Origin of the sequence: Cellulosimicrobium sp. SJTW-1 (assembly GCF_047716875.1) — a bacterium.
Lineage (GTDB): Bacteria > Actinomycetota > Actinomycetes > Actinomycetales > Cellulomonadaceae > Cellulosimicrobium > Cellulosimicrobium funkei.
Window position 1 is genome coordinate 2,774,779 of record NZ_CP136680.1, and the last position, 18,576, is coordinate 2,793,354.

12 protein-coding genes are annotated in these 18,576 nt (G+C 73.7%); 5 read left to right on the forward strand and 7 right to left on the reverse strand.

Translation table 11 applies throughout. The features are described 5' to 3' along the window. Positions 1 to 15: 15 nt before the first annotated feature. Positions 16 to 5,082: a glycoside hydrolase domain-containing protein gene (locus RSE42_RS12715; RefSeq protein ID WP_415296483.1), complete on the reverse strand. Its 5,067-nt coding sequence runs from the start codon at positions 5,080 to 5,082 to the stop codon at positions 16 to 18. Between the two features lie 383 nt (positions 5,083 to 5,465). Between RSE42_RS12715 and RSE42_RS12720 the strand changes: the two genes are divergently transcribed. Next, positions 5,466 to 8,201, forward strand: a complete 2,736-nt coding sequence (locus RSE42_RS12720) for a DEAD/DEAH box helicase (RefSeq protein WP_415296484.1) — start codon at positions 5,466 to 5,468, stop codon at positions 8,199 to 8,201. A gap of 27 nt (positions 8,202 to 8,228) precedes the next feature. Here RSE42_RS12720 and RSE42_RS12725 read toward each other — a convergent pair whose 3' ends face one another. After that, a complete protein-coding gene (locus RSE42_RS12725) occupies positions 8,229 to 8,654 on the reverse strand; it encodes a carboxymuconolactone decarboxylase family protein (RefSeq protein WP_114553341.1) in 426 nt (141 codons plus the stop codon). Positions 8,655 to 8,743: 89 nt separating this feature from the next. Here RSE42_RS12725 and RSE42_RS12730 point away from each other — a divergent pair, with 89 nt between their 5' ends. The 4 genes from RSE42_RS12730 (at position 8,744) to RSE42_RS12745 (ending at position 12,543) form a co-directional block, all read left to right on the forward strand. Further along, a complete protein-coding gene (locus tag RSE42_RS12730; protein WP_031316729.1) occupies positions 8,744 to 9,469 on the forward strand; it encodes a VIT family protein in 726 nt (241 codons plus the stop codon). Between the two features lie 25 nt (positions 9,470 to 9,494). After that, positions 9,495 to 9,998, forward strand: a complete 504-nt coding sequence (ybaK, locus tag RSE42_RS12735; protein ID WP_034650359.1) for a Cys-tRNA(Pro) deacylase — start codon at positions 9,495 to 9,497, stop codon at positions 9,996 to 9,998. Positions 9,999 to 10,059: 61 nt separating this feature from the next. Next, entirely contained in the window at positions 10,060 to 11,763 is a 1,704-nt protein-coding gene (locus RSE42_RS12740; RefSeq protein ID WP_415296487.1) for a recombinase family protein, read from the forward strand. Positions 11,764 to 11,772: 9 nt separating this feature from the next. After that, the gene (locus RSE42_RS12745; protein WP_194216697.1) at positions 11,773 to 12,543 is read left to right on the forward strand and encodes a YggS family pyridoxal phosphate-dependent enzyme; all 771 of its coding nucleotides are present in this window, start codon (positions 11,773 to 11,775) and stop codon (positions 12,541 to 12,543) included. 81 nt (positions 12,544 to 12,624) lie between these two features. On the opposite strand, the gene RSE42_RS12750 is transcribed toward RSE42_RS12745, so the two are convergent. Genes RSE42_RS12750 through RSE42_RS12770 form a run of 5 tightly spaced genes read right to left on the reverse strand, consistent with a single transcriptional unit; the run spans position 12,625 to position 18,518 of the window. After that, positions 12,625 to 13,617 (reverse strand): N-acetylmuramic acid 6-phosphate etherase, encoded by a 993-nt coding sequence (locus tag RSE42_RS12750; RefSeq protein WP_415296489.1) that lies wholly within the window; start codon positions 13,615 to 13,617, stop codon positions 12,625 to 12,627. Next, positions 13,614 to 14,915, reverse strand: a complete 1,302-nt coding sequence (locus RSE42_RS12755; protein WP_415296491.1) for an anhydro-N-acetylmuramic acid kinase — start codon at positions 14,913 to 14,915, stop codon at positions 13,614 to 13,616. Before RSE42_RS12755 ends, RSE42_RS12750 begins: the two co-directional genes overlap by 4 nt. Further along, complete coding sequence (locus RSE42_RS12760) at positions 14,912 to 16,624, reverse strand: glycoside hydrolase family 3 N-terminal domain-containing protein (RefSeq protein WP_415296492.1); 1,713 nt, start codon at positions 16,622 to 16,624, stop codon at positions 14,912 to 14,914. Before RSE42_RS12760 ends, RSE42_RS12755 begins: the two co-directional genes overlap by 4 nt. Next, positions 16,621 to 17,457, reverse strand: a complete 837-nt coding sequence (locus RSE42_RS12765; RefSeq protein ID WP_371810625.1) for a carbohydrate ABC transporter permease — start codon at positions 17,455 to 17,457, stop codon at positions 16,621 to 16,623. Before RSE42_RS12765 ends, RSE42_RS12760 begins: the two co-directional genes overlap by 4 nt. 56 nt (positions 17,458 to 17,513) lie before the next feature. After that, the gene (locus RSE42_RS12770) at positions 17,514 to 18,518 is read right to left on the reverse strand and encodes a carbohydrate ABC transporter permease (protein ID WP_415296494.1); all 1,005 of its coding nucleotides are present in this window, start codon (positions 18,516 to 18,518) and stop codon (positions 17,514 to 17,516) included. Positions 18,519 to 18,576: the final 58 nt, after the last annotated feature.

Genomic DNA, 18,576 nt, shown 5'->3' on the forward strand with positions numbered 1-18,576 from the left:
TCGTGCGTCCTGCGGTCAGGAGCAGGACGGGACGGTGACGACCTGCTCGACGGTCTGCGTCCCGTCCGCTCCCGTCGCCGTGACGGTGACGTCCAGGTCGCCCGTCGCGGACCGCGCGGCGAACGACTGGTACGCGCTCGCGCCCGGCGCGACGCCGGTGAACGACCTCGTCCCGAGCGACGACGCGAGCTCGACGTCGACGGCCGCGTCGGAGACGTTCACCGCGCGGACCGCGACGTAGGGCTTGCCGGCGAGGCAGCGCGGGCTGACCTCGACCTCGACGAGCACGATGTCGGCCGGCTCCTCCAGGGCGTCGACGGCGCCCTGGAGCGCGAGCCGCGCGTCGTGCAGCGCCCCGTCGGACGCCGCGGCGTCGTCGAGCGTCCCGGTCGCCGCGGCGAGCGCCGTGCGGAAGGCCTGCCAGGACTCGGGGCTGTACCCGTCGTCGGTCAGGGTCTCCGCGCTCGCCACGAGGTTCTCGAGCCGACGGCGCTCGGCGGGCACGAGCTGGTCGGTGGCCAGGCCGAGGCGCCGGGCCCGCTCGTCGGCCTGCGCCTGGGTGGCGCCGGCGTCGGCGAGCACGGACCGTGCCGCCGCGAGCTCGCGCGTGAAGACGCGCGCGTCGATCCGGCCGTACCGCGCGATCTCCGCCTCGGGCGTCCCGGCCGCGTCGACCACCGCCGCGAGCGCCGCGGTGTCGGTCGGCGGGACCTCGACGTCGTACGCGTCCGTGAAGAAGCGCATGCTGTCGAGGTTCGCGACGTACGGGTGGTCGGCGTACGCCTCGGTCGACAGGCGCACCCACACCTGGTGCTTGCCACGCACCGTGCTCGGCAGGTCGACGACGGCGGTCCCGTCCGTGGTCCAGCTCGACCCGGTGTTCGCCAGCGGGACGGTGACGAACGGCTCGCCCGGGTTGGCCGGGTCGAACGCGTCGAGGTACACCGACAGGGCCGAGTTCTTCCCGGACCGGTTCGCGTTGTGCACGTAGCGCACGGAGAGCTGGTCGAGCGCGGCGGAGCCGAGGTCGATCTCACCGTAGGCGAGCCAGTCGCCGTCCGCGGTGCCGCCGACGTTCGTCACCGGCCCGCTCGTCCAGGTCGAGCTCTCGTTCTTGAGCCCCCGGCCCGAGTGCGACGTCCACGCCTCGGACTCGACGACGACCGACGTCGGGCCGCCCGGCGCGAACGTCAGGCTGTCGAGGTTCGCGACGTACGGGTGGTCGGCGTACGGCTCGGTCGACAGGCGCACGAACACCTCGTGCGTCCCCTGCACCGTCTCGGGCAGGATGACGGTCGCGGTCCCGTCCGCGGTCCAGCTCGACCCGGTGGTCGCCAGCGGGACGGTGACGAACGGCTCGCCCGGGTTCGCCGGGTCGAACGCGTCGAGGTACACCGACAGCGCGGAGTTGTTCCCGGACCGGTTGGCGTTGTGCACGTAGTGGACCGACAGCTCGCCGAGCGGGAGCTCACCGAGGTCGACCTCGCCGTAGGCGATCCAGTCGCCGTCCGCGGTGCCGCCGACGTTCGTCACCGGACCGCTCGTCCAGGTCGAGGACTCCTTCTTGAGCCCGCGACCGGAGCTCGCGGTCCAGTCCTCGGCCTCGATCGTCACCGTCGGCGACTCGCCCGGCTGGCCCGGGGTCGCCGGGTCCTCGGCGCTGAACCGGAACCAGTCGAAGTTGCCGACCCAGCTCCGCCCCGACGGCGCGAGGAGCTCGAACGTCACGACCTGCGCGTCGACGAGCGCCTGCACGTCGCCCAGCTCCGCCGTCACCTCGGCGTACCTGCCCCAGCCGCTCGTGCCCTTGAGGTCGACGGTCGCGACCACGGGGCCGCTTACGTCGCCCGCGTGCACGCGCACGGTGCTCGGCGTGTCCGTCGGGGCGAAGCTCGTGTCGTACCGGACCGTGAGGAAGCGCGGCGAGGTGTCCCCGGCCGCGGTCTCGAAGGTCATGTCGCGGTACTGCACCCACGACCCGGAACGCACGCCGCCGAGGTTGCCGGACGAGCTGTTCGCCTCGTTCTTCAGCTCCCCGCCCGACCACGCCTCGGACTGCTCGGCCTCGAGCGTGCGGTACCCGCCGCCCGTGAGGTCGAGCGCGTCTGCCGCCGCACCGAGCCGGTCGGCCGCGAACCGCAGCGCGATGCTCGTCGCGGCCTCGTCACCGAGGGCCTCCTGCGCCTTCGTCAGCGCGGTGGAGAACCGGTCGAACGTCACCGAGGAGTAGTTCCCGTGCCGCACGAGCACGGCGTCGTCGACGAGCGCGGCGAGCGCGTCACGCTCGGCGGACGCCACGGACAGCCGCAGGGGCGAGCGCACCGAGACGCCCTGCCCTCGGAGCGACGCCGCGGCGACGCCGTCGGCGAGCGCGGCGTCGCCCAGGTGGACGAAGAAGCGCGCGTCGGCGGACGCCGTCCCCGTCAGGGAGACGGTCAGCGCGGTCGGCGACGCGACCGTCACGGCCGCCGTGACGCCGTCGGGCAGCCCGACGACGCTCGCCGCCCCGCTCGTGACGAGGTCCGTACCGGCGGGCGCGGCGAGGCGGGCGCCGTCGAGCGTGAGCGTCACGGTCGCGTCGAGCGCGCCGCCGTCGCCGGTCTGCACGGTGGTCGGTTCGGCGCTGACGCGCGGTCCCTCGGCCGGCTCGTCGGTCGCGGTGCTCATCGAGAACGCGGGCGCGGTGTCCGTGCCCCAGTCGCTCGGCTGCTCGCCCATGCGGAACGCGAGGTCCGCGCCCCCGACCACGGTCGCGTAGTCGACCCACGTGTTGCCGAACGTCGCGCCGTCGAGCGTCGCGGACTGGACGTAGAACGCGTCCTCCGAGACGCCGTCGGCCGTGACCGTGAAGGCGCTGCCGTCGTCGTAGGTGATGGTCGTCGAGTCGAAGAACGGTGACCCGACCTGGAACTGGGACGAGCCCGCGGTCACCGGGAACAGCCCGACGGCCGCGGCGACGAACATCGTCGACATCGTGCCCGCGTCGTTGTCCATCGTGGGGAGCATCCCGCGCGGGTCGAGCCGGTAGACCTTCGTCCTCACGGGCGGCGTGAACTCGCCGCCGCCGCTCGGGACGGCGCTCGAGGAGCCCGTCGCGATGTACCGGTTCCAGGTCTCCTTCGTGTAGATCGCGCGCGCCCACTTCTGCGTGAGGCTCGGCTCACCCGTGTAGTTGAACAGGTACGGCGCCTGCAGGTCGATCTCGTTGGCGTTCGAGTGGAGCATGGCCTTGCCGTCGTCCGGTGCGTGCTCCCCGAACATGTGACGCATCGCGAGGCGGGCCGCCTCGGGGCCGCCCATCGCCTCGACGAGCGCGTCCATGTCGTACGCGTCGTACCAGTGGTACTGCCAGAGCGTGCCCTGGTAGAGGCTCGCGGCCTCGAAGCGCTCGTGGTCCGCGCTCTGCCACGAGCCGTCGGCAGCACGCGGGGTGAGGAGGCCGACCGGGGTGCCGTCGGCCGCGGTCCACGCGCCCGGCTTCGTGAGCTTCTCGATCGGCCACGACGCCTGCTCGCGCAGCGTCTCGGCCTCGTCGGTCAGCCCCAGCTCGTCCGCGATCACGGACAGGCCGTACTGGTCGTAGCCCCGCTGCACCGACGCGCCGGGGTTGCCCGCCACGTAGCCGCGCCGGAGCTCGTCCGCGCTGTACTGCCCCACGAGGCGCTGGAGCGCGGGGTACGCCTCGTCGAGGCGGTCGAACCCGTCGAAGCCCTTGGCGATCGCGTCCGCGACCACGACCGACGACCGCTCCCAGCGCACCGTCGGGACGGAGTGCACGAACCCGCCGAGATCGCCGCCGGTGCCCGTCGCCTCGGCGTCCGCGAACAGGTAGATCAGCGACTGCACCATGTCCCGGTACAGCGCCGGGTCGATGTACGCGATGACGGAGAACTTGCGGAAGTCGTCCCACGTGGCCCACGAGTCGTAGTACGTGAAGCCCTGCGCGGCGTGCACCGCGCCGTCGACGCCGCGGTACGTGCCCGAGGTGCTCGTCGCGTTCATCGGCATGGCGAACATGCGGTAGAGGTGCGTGTAGAAGAGCTGCTGGAGCTCGCCCGTCGGGTCCGTCGCCGTCGACGCGTCGATCGCGACCCGCCCGAGCGTCGCGTTCCACTCCGCGCGCGTGCGGTCGCGGATCGCGTCGAACGACAGGTCGCCGAGCTCGACCTGCTGGTCGATCCGCGCCTGCTCGACGCTCACCGGCGACAGGGTGACCTGAAGCCCGATCTCCTCGGCGTCGGCCGGGTCGAACGTGAGGATCGCGCCGGTGTCGACGCCGTCCTGGGACGTCGCGTCGACGAGCTTGTCGTCGTCGCCCCACGTCTGCACGGTCGCAGGCTGCAGCGTGCGCGCGGTGTAGTACAGCGTGTAGGCCGCGTTGTAGAAGTACCCCGTGACCTGTCCGGACAGCTCCACGGTGCCGTCCGCGCGCGTCTCGGCCTGCACCGACGACGACCGGCGGCTCGTGTTGTTCGTCTCGAGGTCCACGACGAGGCTCGGCGTCGAGCCCGCGGGGAACGCGTAGCGGTGCACGCCCGAGCGTGTGGTCGCGGCGACCTCGGCCTCGATCGTGCCCGGCGCGCCGGTGATCGCGCCGTCCCTGCCCGCGACGTTGCCGAGCCCGACGGAGTAGAAGCCAGGACCCGCCTGCTCGTCGTCGTGCGAGAACGGGTGCGCGTACGTGCCCGTGCCGGGGCGCGCCGTGTACGACCCGGACGTCGGCACCACGAGGAGGTCACCACCGCCGCCGGAGCCCCCGACCCCGTCGAGGTTGGTGTGCGTGAAGCCCGAGATCTTCGACTGCGCGTAGTCGTACCCGGTGTTGTTGCGGCCCGGGGTCGTGCGCGGGTTGACCTTCGCGAGGCCGTTCGGCGCCTGCGCGGCGGGCATGTCGTTGCCGTAGTCGCCCTCGGTGCCGACGAAGACGTCGACCAGGGACGCGTAGTCGGCCGACGGCGGCTCGGGGGCGGCGCTCGCGGCGGTCGCGGGCGCGAGGCCGACGACGGCGAGCGCCACGGCGAGCGCGCCCGCGACCAGCCGCGGGGCGGGTCGGCGCGGGCGGTCCGGGGTCGCGGGGGTCACGGGTCTGGGGTGCAGGGATCGGGGGGTCGGCAGGCTGGGGGCCATGGTGTCCTCAGGCAGGGGCCGCCGGCGGGGGCGCCGGGGCGGCAGGGTCGGTCAGGGGGTGGGATGGCGCGGAGGGCCGGGGCGGGCCCGCGCAACCCTGTCAGGGGCAGGTGACGAGCGGGTGATCTGCGGGTGACCGCAAGGGGTGCTCCCTCCGTCCCACGGCGGCGTGGGCTCGGTGGTCGTCGGTGACGCGGAGGCCGGACGCGCGTCCCGTGCACGTCCGGGGCTACCCTCGCACACGTTGACAGCGCTATCAACCCCCGTCTCGCTCCTCGCCTATCGCCCCGGGCTGCGGCCAGGCGACCCGCCTGCGCGACACCTGACAGACTCGTCCAGTGACCACCACGACCGGCCGCACCCCGGCTCTCCTCGCGCACGTGCCCGCCCCGACGGGCAAGGCCCCCGACCCGGACGCGCTCTACGAGGGGTTCACCACGTGGGCGACGGAGCAGGGCCTCGAGCTCTACCCGCACCAGAGCGAGGCGCTCATCGAGCTGGTCACCGGCTCGCACGTCATCCTCTCGACGCCCACCGGGTCGGGGAAGTCGCTCGTCGCGATGGGCGCCCAGTTCGCGGCGCTCGCCGCGCACCGCTCGGGCCGCGGCGGCCGCACCTACTACACCGCGCCGCTCAAGGCGCTCGTCAGCGAGAAGTTCTTCGCGCTCGTCGCGGCGTTCGGCTCCAAGAACGTGGGCATGACGACGGGCGACTCCGCCGTGAACCCCGACGCGCCGATCATCTGCTGCACGGCCGAGATCCTCGCGAACATCGCGCTGCGCCGCGGCGGCGAGAACGCCGGTGCGGACGACGAGGACGCGATCTCCCAGGTCGTCATGGACGAGTTCCACTTCTACGCCGACCCGCAGCGCGGCTGGGCGTGGCAGGTGCCGCTGCTCGAGCTGCCGAACACCCAGTTCCTGCTCATGTCCGCCACGCTCGGCGACACGACCCGGTTCGTCGAGGAGCTCGAGGAGCGCACCGGCCGGCCCGTCGCCGCGGTGACCACCGCGCAGCGGCCGGTCCCCCTGCACTTCAGCTACGTCGTCGAGCCGCTGACCGAGGTCATCGAGGAGCTCGTCAGCACGCGCCGCGCGCCCGTGTACGTCGTGCACTTCACGCAGAAGGACGCGGTCGAGCGCGCGCAGTCCCTGCTGTCGATGAACGTCGCGACGAAGTCCGAGAAGGAGGCGATCGCCGCCGAGCTCGGCGACTTCCGCTTCGGCACCGGGTTCGGCAAGACGCTCAGCAAGTTCCTGCGCCACGGCGTCGGCGTGCACCACGCGGGCATGCTGCCCAAGTACCGGCGCGTCGTCGAGCGCCTCACGCAGGCGGGCCTGCTCAAGGTCGTGTGCGGCACGGACACGCTCGGCGTCGGCATCAACGTGCCGATCCGCACCGTGCTGCTCACGAGCCTCGTGAAGTTCGACGGCGAGCGCATGCGCCACCTCACGGCACGCGAGTTCCACCAGATCGCGGGGCGCGCGGGCCGCGCCGGGTACGACACCGTGGGCGAGGTGCTCGTCATGGCGCCCGAGCACGTCATCGAGAACCGCAAGATGCTCGCCAAGGCGGGCGACGACCCGAAGAAGCTCAAGAAGATCGTCCGCAAGAAGGCGCCGCAGGGCTCGGTCAACTGGACCGACGCGACGTTCGAGCGCCTGCGCGACGCCGAGCCCGAGCCGCTGACGAGCCACTTCACCGTCACGCACGCCATGGTGCTCAACGTCCTCGCGCGCACCGCGCAGCACGGTCGCGGCGGCCAGGCCGACGCGAGCGACCCGCGTCGCGACCCGGTCGAGGCCATGCGCCACCTGCTCCTCGCGAACCACGACACCGAGTCGCAGCGCCGCGAGCACGTGCGCCAGACGTTCCGCATCTACCGCTCGCTGCGCGTGGCGGGAATCGTCGAGCGCGTGCGCGTCCCCGACCCGTCGCGCCCCGCGGGCTACCGCCCGAGCGTGCGCCTCGTCGGCGACCTGCCGCGCGAGTTCGCGCTCAACCAGCCGCTGTCGCCGTTCGCGCTCGCGGCCCTGGACCTGCTCGACGTCGAGGGCGCGACCCACGCGCTCGACGTCGTCTCCGTCATCGAGGCGACGCTCGACGACCCGCGCCAGGTCCTCTACGCCCAGCAGAGCGCCGCCAAGGGCGAGGCCGTCGCCGCGATGAAGGCCGAGGGGTACGAGTACGAGGAGCGCATGGCGCTGCTCGAGGAGATCACGTGGCCCAAGCCGCTCGAGGAGCTGCTCGCGCCCGCGTTCGCGATGTACAAGCGGTCCAACCCGTGGGTCGCGGACGCCGAGCTCTCCCCCAAGTCCGTGGTCCGTGACATGGTCGAGCGCGCCATGACGTTCGCGGAGTTCGTGTCCGTCTACGGGCTCGAGCGCACGGAGGGCGTGGTGCTGCGCTACCTCGCGGACGCCTACCGCGCGCTGCGCCAGGTCGTCCCCGAGGAGCACCGCACCGAGGAGGTGCAGGAGATCGTCGAGTGGCTCGGCGAGCTGGTGCGCGGCGTCGACTCGTCGCTCCTCGACGAGTGGGAGCGCCTGGCGCACCCGGTCGACGACGACGCGGACACCGAGGTGGGCGACGGCCCGCTCTCCGGGGCGGGGGCCGAGGCGCCGTCGCGTCCCGTCACAGGCAACCCGCGCGCGTTCCGCCGCCTCGTGCGCAACGCGCTGTTCAAGCGCGTGGAGCTCGCCGCGCGTGAGGACTACCGCGCGCTCGGCGCGCTCGACGGCGGCGCGGGCTGGGACGCGGACGCGTGGGGGGACGCGCTCGACCCGCTCTTCGAGGACCAGGGCGACGACGCGATCGGCATCGGGCCCGGGGCCCGCTCCGCGGCGCTGTTCCGCGTCGTCGAGGCGGGCGCCGAGCTGCCCGCGGGCCACGAGGGCCCGACGGCGGAGCACGCCCCCGGCGGCGTCGTGCCCGCGGGCACGTGGCTCGTGCGGCAGGTGCTCGACGACCCGGCGGGCGACCACGACTGGGCGATCACGGCGAGCGTCGACCTCGCGGCGAGCGACGAGGCGGGCGAGCCCGTGGTGACGGTGCTCGCCGTCGGGCCGCTGTAGGCCGGGCGAGACCGCGCCCCGCCGCCCTCACTCGACCGGCAGGAGCCCGCGCCGCGCGAAGACGTCCTTCGCGACCGCGGTCGCGTTGAGCGCGCGCGGGAAGCCGCAGTACACCGCCGACTGGAGGAGCGCCTCGACGATCTCCCGGGGCGTCAGCCCGACGTCGAGCGCGGTCCCCACGTGGATGTCGAGCTGCGCCTCGCACCCGCCGAGCGCGGCGAGCATCCCGAGCGTGACGAGCTGGCGGTCCCGCGGTTCCAGGTGCGGGCGCGCGTACATCTCGCCGTACGCCCACGCCGAGATCTGGTGCTCGAGCTCGGGCGAGACGTCGGCGAGCGCCTCGGCGATGGCGCCGGGCGCCGCCTCGTTGACCGCGCCGAACACCGCCCGCCCGTGCTCGTAGCGCTCCGCGCGCGTCGTCGGCCGGTCGTCCGTGGAGTTCCCCTGCGTCACGCGGAGCAGGGTAGAGGACGCGCGGCGGTCGCGGTCGACGGTCTCGCGCCACCGGTCGCGCTTCGGCGGCGGCACCCTACGGTGAGACCATGAGCGACACGCCCCGTACCGGTCGGCACCCCGGCGAGCCCCACCACCCGGAGAGCACGGGCTCGCGGCTCAACCGGCTCCGGGCGGGGGTGCTCGGCGCGAACGACGGCATCGTCTCGACGGCGGGCGTCGTCGTGGGCGTCGCGGCGACGAGCACGTCGATCCCCGTCATCGCGACGGCGGGCGGCGCGGCGCTGCTCGCGGGCGCGCTGTCCATGGCGGCGGGCGAGTACGTCTCGGTGAGCACGCAGCGCGACACCGAGAAGGCTCTGCTGGCGACCGAGCGCCGCGAGCTCGCGGAGATGCCGGACGCGGAGCTCGACGAGCTCGCCGGCATCTACGAGGCGAAGGGCCTGACGCCCGACCTCGCACGCCAGGTCGCCGTCCAGCTCACCGAGCGCGACCCGCTCGCCGCGCACGCCGACGCCGAGCTGCACATCGACCCCGACGAGCTCACGAGCCCGTGGGAGGCCGCGGTCGCCTCGATCGTGTCGTTCACCGTCGGCGGGCTGCTGCCGCTCGCGGCGATCCTCCTCGCCCCGGCGACCATCCGCATCCCGCTCACCTTCGTCGCCGTCGTGCTCGCGCTCGTCCTCACCGGCTGGGGGTCGGCGCGCCTGGGCAACGCGCCGACGCGCCGCGCGACGGTGAGAACCGTCGTCGGCGGCGCGGTCGCGATGGGCGTGACGTACGCGATCGGCTCGCTGCTCGACGTGAACGTCTAGCTCGCCGCTGCGGCAGAATCGGGCCGTGGCCAAGAAGTCGAAGTCCTCCGCGCACGCCGGCACGCCCGCGGTCGCCCTCCTCGAGCGCGAGGGGGTCGCGCACACGCTCCACCCGTACGAGCACGACCCGTCGAGCGAGCTGTCCTTCGGGCTCGAGGCGGCCGCGGCCATCGGGGTGCCCGCGGAGCAGGTGTTCAAGACGCTGCTCGCCGTGGTCGACGGCGGCCCGCTCGTGGTGGGGATCGTGCCGGTCGACCGACAGCTCGACCTGAAGGCGCTCGCCAAGGCCGCAGGCGGCAAGAAGGCGAGCATGGCCGAGCCTGCCGCCGCCGAGCGCGCGACGGGCTACGTCGTCGGCGGGATCTCGCCGCTGGGCCAGAAGCAGCCCCACCGCACGTTCCTCGACGACAGCGCGCTCGCGTTCGACGCCGTCTACGTCTCGGGCGGGCGCCGCGGGCTCGACCTGGGCCTGGCGCCCGCGGACCTGCTGCGCCTCACCGCGGGCACGGCCGCCCCGATCGCGAGGTAGTACAGCACTCCTGCGGCTCACCGCGCGTGTCGGGGGCGATGGCTACTCTCCCGACCAACACATGTGCCGATGGTCGGCCGTTCAGGAGCAGCAGGGGTGCACCGTGGAGTCTTCATCCAACGTGTCAGCGGGCTCGCGCGCGGTCGGGTATCAACGAGTCAGTCAGAGGCGTCAGGCAGCTCGCTTCGGCCTCGTTCGCCAGGAGAACGCAGTCCGTGCCTACGCGGACGACAGTTCCTGGCGCTACCTTCGATCCTTCGTCGACCTCGGTGTCTCACGACTCTCCGCGCCCTCCCGACGGCCTGGGTTCTCGGCGCTCGTGACCGCTGCCGAGCGACACGACTTCGAGGTCGTGGTGATCGACAGCATCGACCGGCTCGGTTCAGGACGAGACATCTGGGACACCGTGGACGCGTTGGCCGCCGCTGGGGTCGCGCTCGCCGTGTCGTCGCTGAGGGTCGACGATCTGTGCCGGTTGGGGCGCGCGGTGGTGGAGGTCCTCGCTGCACGCGCTGCTGCCGAGGTGGATGACATCCGCCGTCGGACGCAAGGTGGACTTCAGGCAAAGGCGCAATCGACCGGCGCCCCTCACATCGGCGGAAGACCGCCTTTCGGGTACCGCGTCGCCAGAGACCAGCTCTCGTCACCGCACCTCGAGATCGACCAGTCGGAGGCTCGGACGATCACCGAGACGGTCGACCTCGTTCTCCGCGACGGCGTGTCGTTCGCCGCGGCGGCAGCCAGGCTCAACATCGAGGGTCGACCAACCCGTTCGGGACGCCCCTGGACCGAGGGCAACCTGCGGAGCAGGGTCCTCTCCACCGCGACCATCGACGCCGTCATCCACTTCCGGGGGCGGCATGCTCTCCGTGGACGGGACGGCGAGCCGCTCTGGGGCGAGAGCGTCAGGATCTCTCTACCGAGAATCGTCAGCGAGAGCGACGCGGACGCGCTCGTAGCACGCTTTCGTCGAACAACCCCGTCGCGAAGGCGCTCGGCGTACCCACTCTCCGGGAGGATGACCTCTCCGTGCGGCAGGACGTACACGGGCGCCGACTCGAGCACACTCTCCTGGGGCTACCGTGGATATCGCTGCAGGGGCCGCTACCAGGCCGACGTTCCTCCGTGCGCATGCGCGTCACTCGATGCCGACCTCGTGGAAGACCACGTCTGGCTCTCAGTCTGCGACATGGTGGAAGCTCGTGGTGCCGACGACCTTGTTGAGCACGTGTCGAGTCTTGCAGCTGACGACGGGACGCTCGGGTCCTTGCGCGCGGTCAAGCGGCCCGAGCTCCGCCACGTCGCGTTGAACGTACTGGACGCCACCGTGGCGGTCCTCGAGGACCGCGAAGCCCGTCGCGGAGGAGCCCCGTGTGCCGCCGAGGTGTGGCACAGAGAGCACGGAATCGGCGTATTGCCCCGGGATCTGTCGGATGAGGAGTGGGGGGCCATCGCTCCTCTGTTCTCCCGAGGGCGAGGAGACCGCGCCCGCAGGAGCGTTGACGCGATCTTTGCCAAGGTCCGCACGGGCGCCTCCTGGCCGACGCTGCGCGCCGCCTACGGCTCGACGAGCACCGCGTCCCACCACTTCGCCGACTGGACGCGGGACGGGACATGGGAGAACGTCTGCCATGCACTCGGCGGAGCGCTGTGTGCGGACGTAGCGGCCTCTCGACAGCTACCCATACTCACCATCTCTCTCGGCGCGTGGAGGGAGGAGGGCTCGATCCAGTCGCTTGGCGATGCACGAGGAGTGGCTACCTAGACTGGCCGCATGCCCCTCCCCGAGCCGTCGTCCGTGCTGCCCGCGCAGATCGCGCAGAACCTCGCCCGGGTGCGGACCCGGGTGGACGACGCCGCGCGCGCGGCCGGGCGTGCGGCGTCGGACGTGCGGCTGCTCGTGGCGACGAAGACCCAGCCCGCCGACGCCGTGCGCGCGGTCGTGGAGGCCGGTGCGGACCTGATCGGCGAGAACCGCGTGCAGGAGCTCGTCGCGAAGGCGCCTGACCTCGCCGACCTCGTGGCGGCGGGGCGGGTCGAGGTCCACATGATCGGCCACCTCCAGCGCAACAAGGTCAACCAGGTCCTCGGCACCGCGACCGGGGTCGAGAGCGTGGACTCGCTCGCGCTCGCCGAGGCGCTCGCGGCGCGCTGCGCGCGCGACGGCCGCGCGCTCGACGTCCTGGTGCAGGTCAACGTCTCGGGCGAGGAGTCGAAGTCGGGCGTGCGGCCCGACGACGCGCCCGCCCTCGCGACGGCGGTCGCCGCGCTCGACGGGCTGCGGCTCGCAGGCTTCATGACGATCGGTGCGAACTCGCCCGACGAGGCCGTGGTGCGCGCGGGCTTCGCGCGCCTGCGCGCGGTGCGCGACGCCGTCGTGGGGTCGGGCGCGCCCGGGACCGCGGACGCCCGCGCGCTGTCCATGGGCATGAGCGGCGACCTGGAGCTCGCGGTCGCCGAGGGCGCGACGATCGTCCGCGTCGGCACCGCCGTCTTCGGCCCCCGCCCCACCCCGCCGAGGGAGAGCCCCGGCACGCCGAGGTAGAGGCCAGGTAGACCGAGGTAGAGGCCTGGTCGCGACCACGGCTCTACCTCGCGGTACCCGGCCTCTCCCTCGGCAGGGTGGTCATCGCGCGGGGAGTGCGCCCAGCCGGGCGAGCGCGCCGCGGACGCCGGCCACGCCGTCGCCGGCCAGCGACTCGCGCGCGGCGTCGGCCTCGACGCCCGCGAGGAGCATCACGAGCGCGACGTGCACCTCGCCGTCGGCCGCGCGCAGCACGTCCTCGCACTCCGCCGAGCCCAGCCCGGTCGCCTGCACGAGCATCCGGACGATGCGTGCGCGCAGCTTCTGGTTGGTCGGGCGCACGTCGATCATGAGGTTCGAGTACGTCTTGCCGAGGCGGATCATCGTCGCGGTCGAGAACGTGTTGAGCACGAGCTTCTGGGCCGTCGCCGCCTTCATGCGCGTGGAGCCCGTGACGACCTCGGGGCCCGTGTCGACGAGGATCGCGACGTCCACCCCGGCCGCGAGCGGCGCGTCGGGGTTGGCCGAGACGAGCACCGTGCGCGCCCCGCGCTCGCGCGCGACGTCGAGTGCCCCGCGCACGTACGGGGTGCGGCCGCTCGCCGCGAGCCCGACGACGACGTCGCGCGGGCCGACCGCGTCGACGTCGGCGCGCCCGAGCGCCACGTCGTCCTCCGCCCCCTCGACGGCCAGCATCATCGCGCCCACGCCGCCCGCGAGGTGCGCGACGAACCACTCCTCGCCCACGCCGTACGTCGGCAGGAGCTCGACGGCGTCGAGCACGCCGAGGCGGCCCGACGTGCCCGACCCCACGTAGTGCACGCGGCCGCCGGAGCCCAGCGCCTCCACGGCGAGGTCGACGGCCTGCGCGATGCGGCCGCGCTGGGCCCGCACCGCGTCAGCGACGACGGCGTCCTCCTCGGTGATGAGCCGGACGACGTCCGCCGTCGGGAGCAGGTCGACGTCGGTCGTGCGCGGGTTGCGCTCCTCGGTCGGCGAGGCGAGGCGCACCAGCTCCTGCCACTCGTCGGGGCTCGAGGTGGTGCTCGCAGCCCCGCTCGGAGTGCCGCTCGTGGCGACGGTCGGGTCGGTCATCGGGAGGTTCCCTTCGTCGGGTCCGGCAGCGGACCCTGGGTGCGCGGGCCCGGGTGCAGGCCGTGCGGGGTGTTGGCGAGCGCCAGACGGCGCACCGGGCCGCTCGCGGCGGGCCACGGCAGCGGCGTGGGCGGGGTGAGCGAGCCGAGGACGACCGCGCGGCGGGCCCCCGTCGCCCGACGGCGGTGCTCGCCGGCGGCGGTGCCCGGCAGCCCGTGGGCCGACAGGAAGCCGAGGAGCGCGAAGAGGTACGCCTCCTTCGCGTCGACCGGCAGGCCGAGCGCCTCGGACGTCACGACGTCGCACGCGTGCGGCACGCGCTCGGCGAGCGCCGCGCGCAGCCGGTCGAGGAGCACGGGGTTGCGTGCTCCCCCGCCGGACGCGACGACGCGGCGCACGTCGCGGCCCGCGAGCGCGTCGGCGACACTGACCGCGGTGAGCTCGGTGAGCGTCGCGACGAGGTCGGGGCCGGTGAGCCCCGGGCGCACGGACGCGAGCCGGCGGGCCGTGTACGTCGTGTCGAAGAGCTCGCGGCCCGTCGACTTCGGGGCCGGCGCGGCGAAGTACGGGTCGTCGAGCAGGGCGGCGAGCGCCACCGGGTCGACCGTGCCCTGCGCGGCGAGCTCGCCGTCCTTGTCGTACGCGAGACGGCCGTCGGTGAGCGCCGCGACCGCGACGTCGAGCAGGCAGTTGCCCGGGCCCGTGTCCCAGCCGGTGACCGGGTCGTCGACGCGCCCCACGAGGGACACGTTCGCGATCCCCCCGATGTTGAGCGCCGCGGTGAGCCCGGCGTCCGCGGTCGCGTCGGCGCCCGCGTCCTCGCGCCCGAGCCAGAGCGCGTCGAGCACGCTGACGAGCGGCGCGCCGTGGCCGCCCGCCGCGACGTCGGCCACGCGGAAGTCGCTGATGACCGGGCGCTTGACGTGCTCGGCGACCCACGCGGCGTTGCCGAGCTGGAGCGTGCCGCGGGCCCGCGCCCCGACGACCCAGTGGTAGATCGTCTGGCCGTGGGACGCGACGAGGTCGACGTCACCGCCGGCGACGTCGTCGATCGCGCGCCGACCGGCGCGGCCGAGCTCCTGCCCGATGAGGGTGTCGAGCTGGGCCACCTCGGCCACGTCGACGGCGGCGGGCGGCAACGCCTTGAGGATGCGCTCGCGCAGGGCGCGCGGCCACGCGTACTCCGTGTGGCCGAGGGGCCGCATGCGCAGCACGCCGTCGTCGCCGAGCGTGAGGTCGGCCGCGGCCGCGTCGATCGCGTCGACCGACGTGCCGGAGGACAGTCCGAGGACGATCATCGCTCTCCCTCCCCCGCCGCGCCGACGGTCAGGTCGGCGCCACGCGTCTCCGGGTCCGGGCTCGTGCGCGGGCCCGCGGCCCCCTGCAGGAGCGCGACGGCGGCGCGCGCGTTGGCGCGCCCCGTCCCGCACGCGACCACGACCGTGCGGTCCGCGCCGAACCACGCGCCGACGGCACCGGGGAACCCGGTGTGCACGACGGCGGCGTGGGGCCGCGCGGCGAGCAGCTCGGTGAGCCGCTCGTGCTCGCCCGAGCCGGGGACCGGCTCGCGCGTGAGGACGACGAGCGGGCGGTCGGCCGCGCGCACGGCGTCGAGCGTGCGCGCCCACGCCTCGGCGTCGGCCGGGCGCAGGTGCCGCACGTCGGGGCCGAACGCGTCGTCGAGCGCGCGCTGGACGTGCTGCGCGGTGCGGCCCGCGGCGTGGTCGAACCGCAGGCGCAGGTCGACGACGTCGGGTGCCGTGGGGACGGGCGGATCCTGCGGCGCGGGCCCGGCGAACCGGACGGCGCGCGCCGCGACGCGGGCACCCACCTGGTCGAGGGCGTCGAGCGCGGCGCGCGCGGACTCCGGCGAGGGGACGACGCCGCTCGCGGCCTGGCGCGCGCGCACCGCGGCGAGGGTGCGCGCCGTGCGCGCGGCGGACGCGTGCAGGCGCTCGACCGTGACCCGGCCGGACGCGACGGCGTCCACGAGCGCGCGCTGCGCCTGGCGGAACAGGACCTCGTCGTCGCGACCGACGGTCGTGCCCAGGCACAGCAGGTCGGCGCCGGCCTCCACCGCGCGGACCGCGACCTCGCCGATGCCGTGCGGCGCGGCGTCGTCGGCACGGGACGAGGAGCCCGCGCCGTCCGCCGCGAACGTCGCGACCGCGCCCATGTCGAGCGCGTCGGTGACGATCGGGCCGTCGAACCCGAGCTCGCGCACGAGCGCGCCGACGGCGGGCTCGAGCGTCGCGGGCAGCGCGCCGAGCGCGGCGACGACGACGTGCGCCGTCATCACGGCGTCGAGCAGCACGTCGCCGGGTCCGGCGTCCGGGGCCATGGTCGCGACGAACGGGGGCAGGTCGCGCGCGCGGAGCTCGTCGAGGCTCGCGTCCACGACCGGGAGGGCGAGGTGCGAGTCGACGTTTGTCGCGCCGTGCCCTGGGAAGTGCTTGCCGCACGCACCCGCGCCGCCCGCGTGCAGTCCGCGGACGAACGCCGCGCCGTGGCGGGCGACGAGCGCGGGGTCCGCGCCGAACGAGCGCACGCCGATCACGGGGTTGTCGGGGTCGGAGTTCACGTCGAGGTCGGGCGCGAGGTCGAGGTCGACACCGGTCGCGGTGAGCAGACGACCGAGCGCGGCGCCGACCTCCTCGGTGACCGCGACGTCGTCGACCAGCCCGAGGGCCGCGTTGCCGGGCAGGCTCGAGCCGGTCGCGGCCTCGAGCCGGGACACGTCCCCGCCCTCCTCGTCGACCGCGACGAGCAGGTCGGGCGACGCGCCGCGCAGGCGCGCGGTGAGCCGCGCGGTGGTCGCGACGTCGGGCGTGTTGTGCCCGAACAGCACGACCCCGGCCAGGCCGTCGCGCGCCGCGTCGACGAGCCACGCCGGCAGGTCGTCCGTGCCGGTGAACCCGGGCAGGAGCACGCCGTTCACGGAGCGCACCACGTCGGCCGCGCGCTGCGCCCCGGTCGGGGCCGCGGCCGGAGGCGTCGCGCCGCTCATCCCTTCACCGACCCGGCGGTGAGGCCCGAGGACAGGTTGCGCTGCACGAGGACGAAGAACACGAGCACGGGCAGCGTGATGATCGTCGACGCGGCCATGACGGCGCCCCAGTCGGTCGTGTTCTCGCCGAAGAACTTCTGCAGCCCGATCGGCACGGTGTACTTGCTCGACTGCTGGAGGAACGTCAGCGCGAAGATGAACTCGTTCCACGCGGTGATGAAGGAGAAGACGCTCGTCGCGACGACCCCGGGCGCGACGAGCGGCACCAGGACCTTCCAGAACATGCGCCCCCACGACGCGCCGTCGAGGAACGCCGCCTCCTCGAGCTCGACCGGGACCGCGGCGACGAAGCCGCGCAGCGTCCAGATCGCGAAGGGCAGCGCGAACGCGAGGTACACGACCGCCAGGCCCAGGAGCGAGTTGAGCATGTTGAGGTTGCGCATCTGGATGAACAGCGGGATGACGAGCGCCTCGAGCGGCACCATCTGCACCATGAGGATGAGCACGAGCATCGACTTGCGGAACCGGAAGCGGAACCGGCTCACCGCGACGGCGGCGAGCAGCGCCACGACCGACGACGCGAGCACCGTGCCGAGCGCGACGAGCACCGAGTTGCGCAGGTAGTGGCCGAACCCGCCGTCGTCGATCACGGTGACGAAGTTGTCCCACGTGACGCCGGCGGGAAGGAGCCGGGCGCCGCGCGTCGCGGCCTCCGGGTCGATCGCCGAGGAGAACATCCAGTAGGCGGGGAAGAGCGAGAAGACGAGGAGGGCGACGATCCCCAGGGTCTTGGCCGCCGCGACGCCAGGTCGGCGGCGGCGGGCGCGCAGCACCTGCTCGGTGCGGGCGCCGGGCCCGGGGGTGGCGCGGGTGTCGACGACGGCGGCGCTCACAGCTCCTCCTCCTTGAACAGGGTGCGCATGTACACGAGCGTGATGCCGAGCAGGATGAGCGTGAGCAGGACCGCGATCGCCGCGCCCATGCCGTACTTGCCCTGCGCGAACGACTGGATGTACGACCACACGCCGAGGTTGAAGACGTCCTTGTTCCCGCCGTTGCCGCCGGGCATGAGGTAGATCTGCGTGAAGACCTTGAAATCCCAGATGGTCGACAGGATCGTCACGACCGCGAACACGGGGCGCAGGATGGGCGCGGTGATGGCCCAGAACCGGCGCCACGCCGTCGCGCCGTCGACCTTGGCGGCCTCCTGCAGCTCGTGCGGGATCGTCATGAGCCCCGCGAGCACGGTGATCGCGACGAACGGGAACCCGTGGTGCACCACGTTGAGCGTCGCGATCGCGTAGAACGACAGGCGCTCCGTGAACCAGTTGACCGTGCCGGGCTCGATCGCGCCCACGCCCTCCAGCACCGAGGCGACGAGGCCGTTCAGCGGGTCGAAGATCCACACCCACACGTACGTGCCCGTGATCGCCGGGACCGCCCAGGCGACCATGATCGCCGTCGCGCCGACGCCCCGCCAGAACCCGCCGAGCGTGTTGAGGAACAGCGCGACCGCCGTCCCGAGCGCGACCGTGAGCACGACGCACGCGAGGGCGAACAGCACGGTGTTGGGCAGGACCGTGGTCCACAGATAGCTGTCGCCGAGCAGGTCGGCGTAGTTCTGGAGCCCGATCCAGTTCGACTCGCCGCTCGCGATCTGCCGCAGGCCGTAGTCCTGCAGCGAGAGCAGCACGACGCGCACGAGCGGCCACAGGAGCAGGACGCCGAGGACGACGAGTCCCGGGGCCAGCAGCAGCCAGGGGCGCAGGGGGGAACGGTGGCCGAGGCCCGTGCGGCGCCGTCGTGCGGCGGTCGGCACGGTGCTCGACGGCGGCCGGTCGGCCGGGGTGGCCGGGGCCGGCGAGGCGCCGGGCGCGGCTCGAAGGTCTGCCATGGGAGAGGTCCTGTCGCGGGGTGCGGGGCGTGGTGCGGGCGCCGGCGGTCGGGGTGCC

Coding starts and splice junctions, on each gene's coding strand:
- RSE42_RS12730 (WP_031316729.1), top strand. CDS start 8,744: ATGAGCGACACGCCCCGTACCGGTCGGCACCCCGGCGAGCCCCACCAC.
- RSE42_RS12740 (WP_415296487.1), top strand. CDS start 10,060: ATGTGCCGATGGTCGGCCGTTCAGGAGCAGCAGGGGTGCACCGTGGAG.
- RSE42_RS12745 (WP_194216697.1), top strand. CDS start 11,773: ATGCCCCTCCCCGAGCCGTCGTCCGTGCTGCCCGCGCAGATCGCGCAG.
- RSE42_RS12750 (WP_415296489.1), bottom strand. CDS start 13,617: ATGACCGACCCGACCGTCGCCACGAGCGGCACTCCGAGCGGGGCTGCG.
- RSE42_RS12755 (WP_415296491.1), bottom strand. CDS start 14,915: ATGATCGTCCTCGGACTGTCCTCCGGCACGTCGGTCGACGCGATCGAC.
- RSE42_RS12760 (WP_415296492.1), bottom strand. CDS start 16,624: ATGAGCGGCGCGACGCCTCCGGCCGCGGCCCCGACCGGGGCGCAGCGC.
- RSE42_RS12770 (WP_415296494.1), bottom strand. CDS start 18,518: ATGGCAGACCTTCGAGCCGCGCCCGGCGCCTCGCCGGCCCCGGCCACC.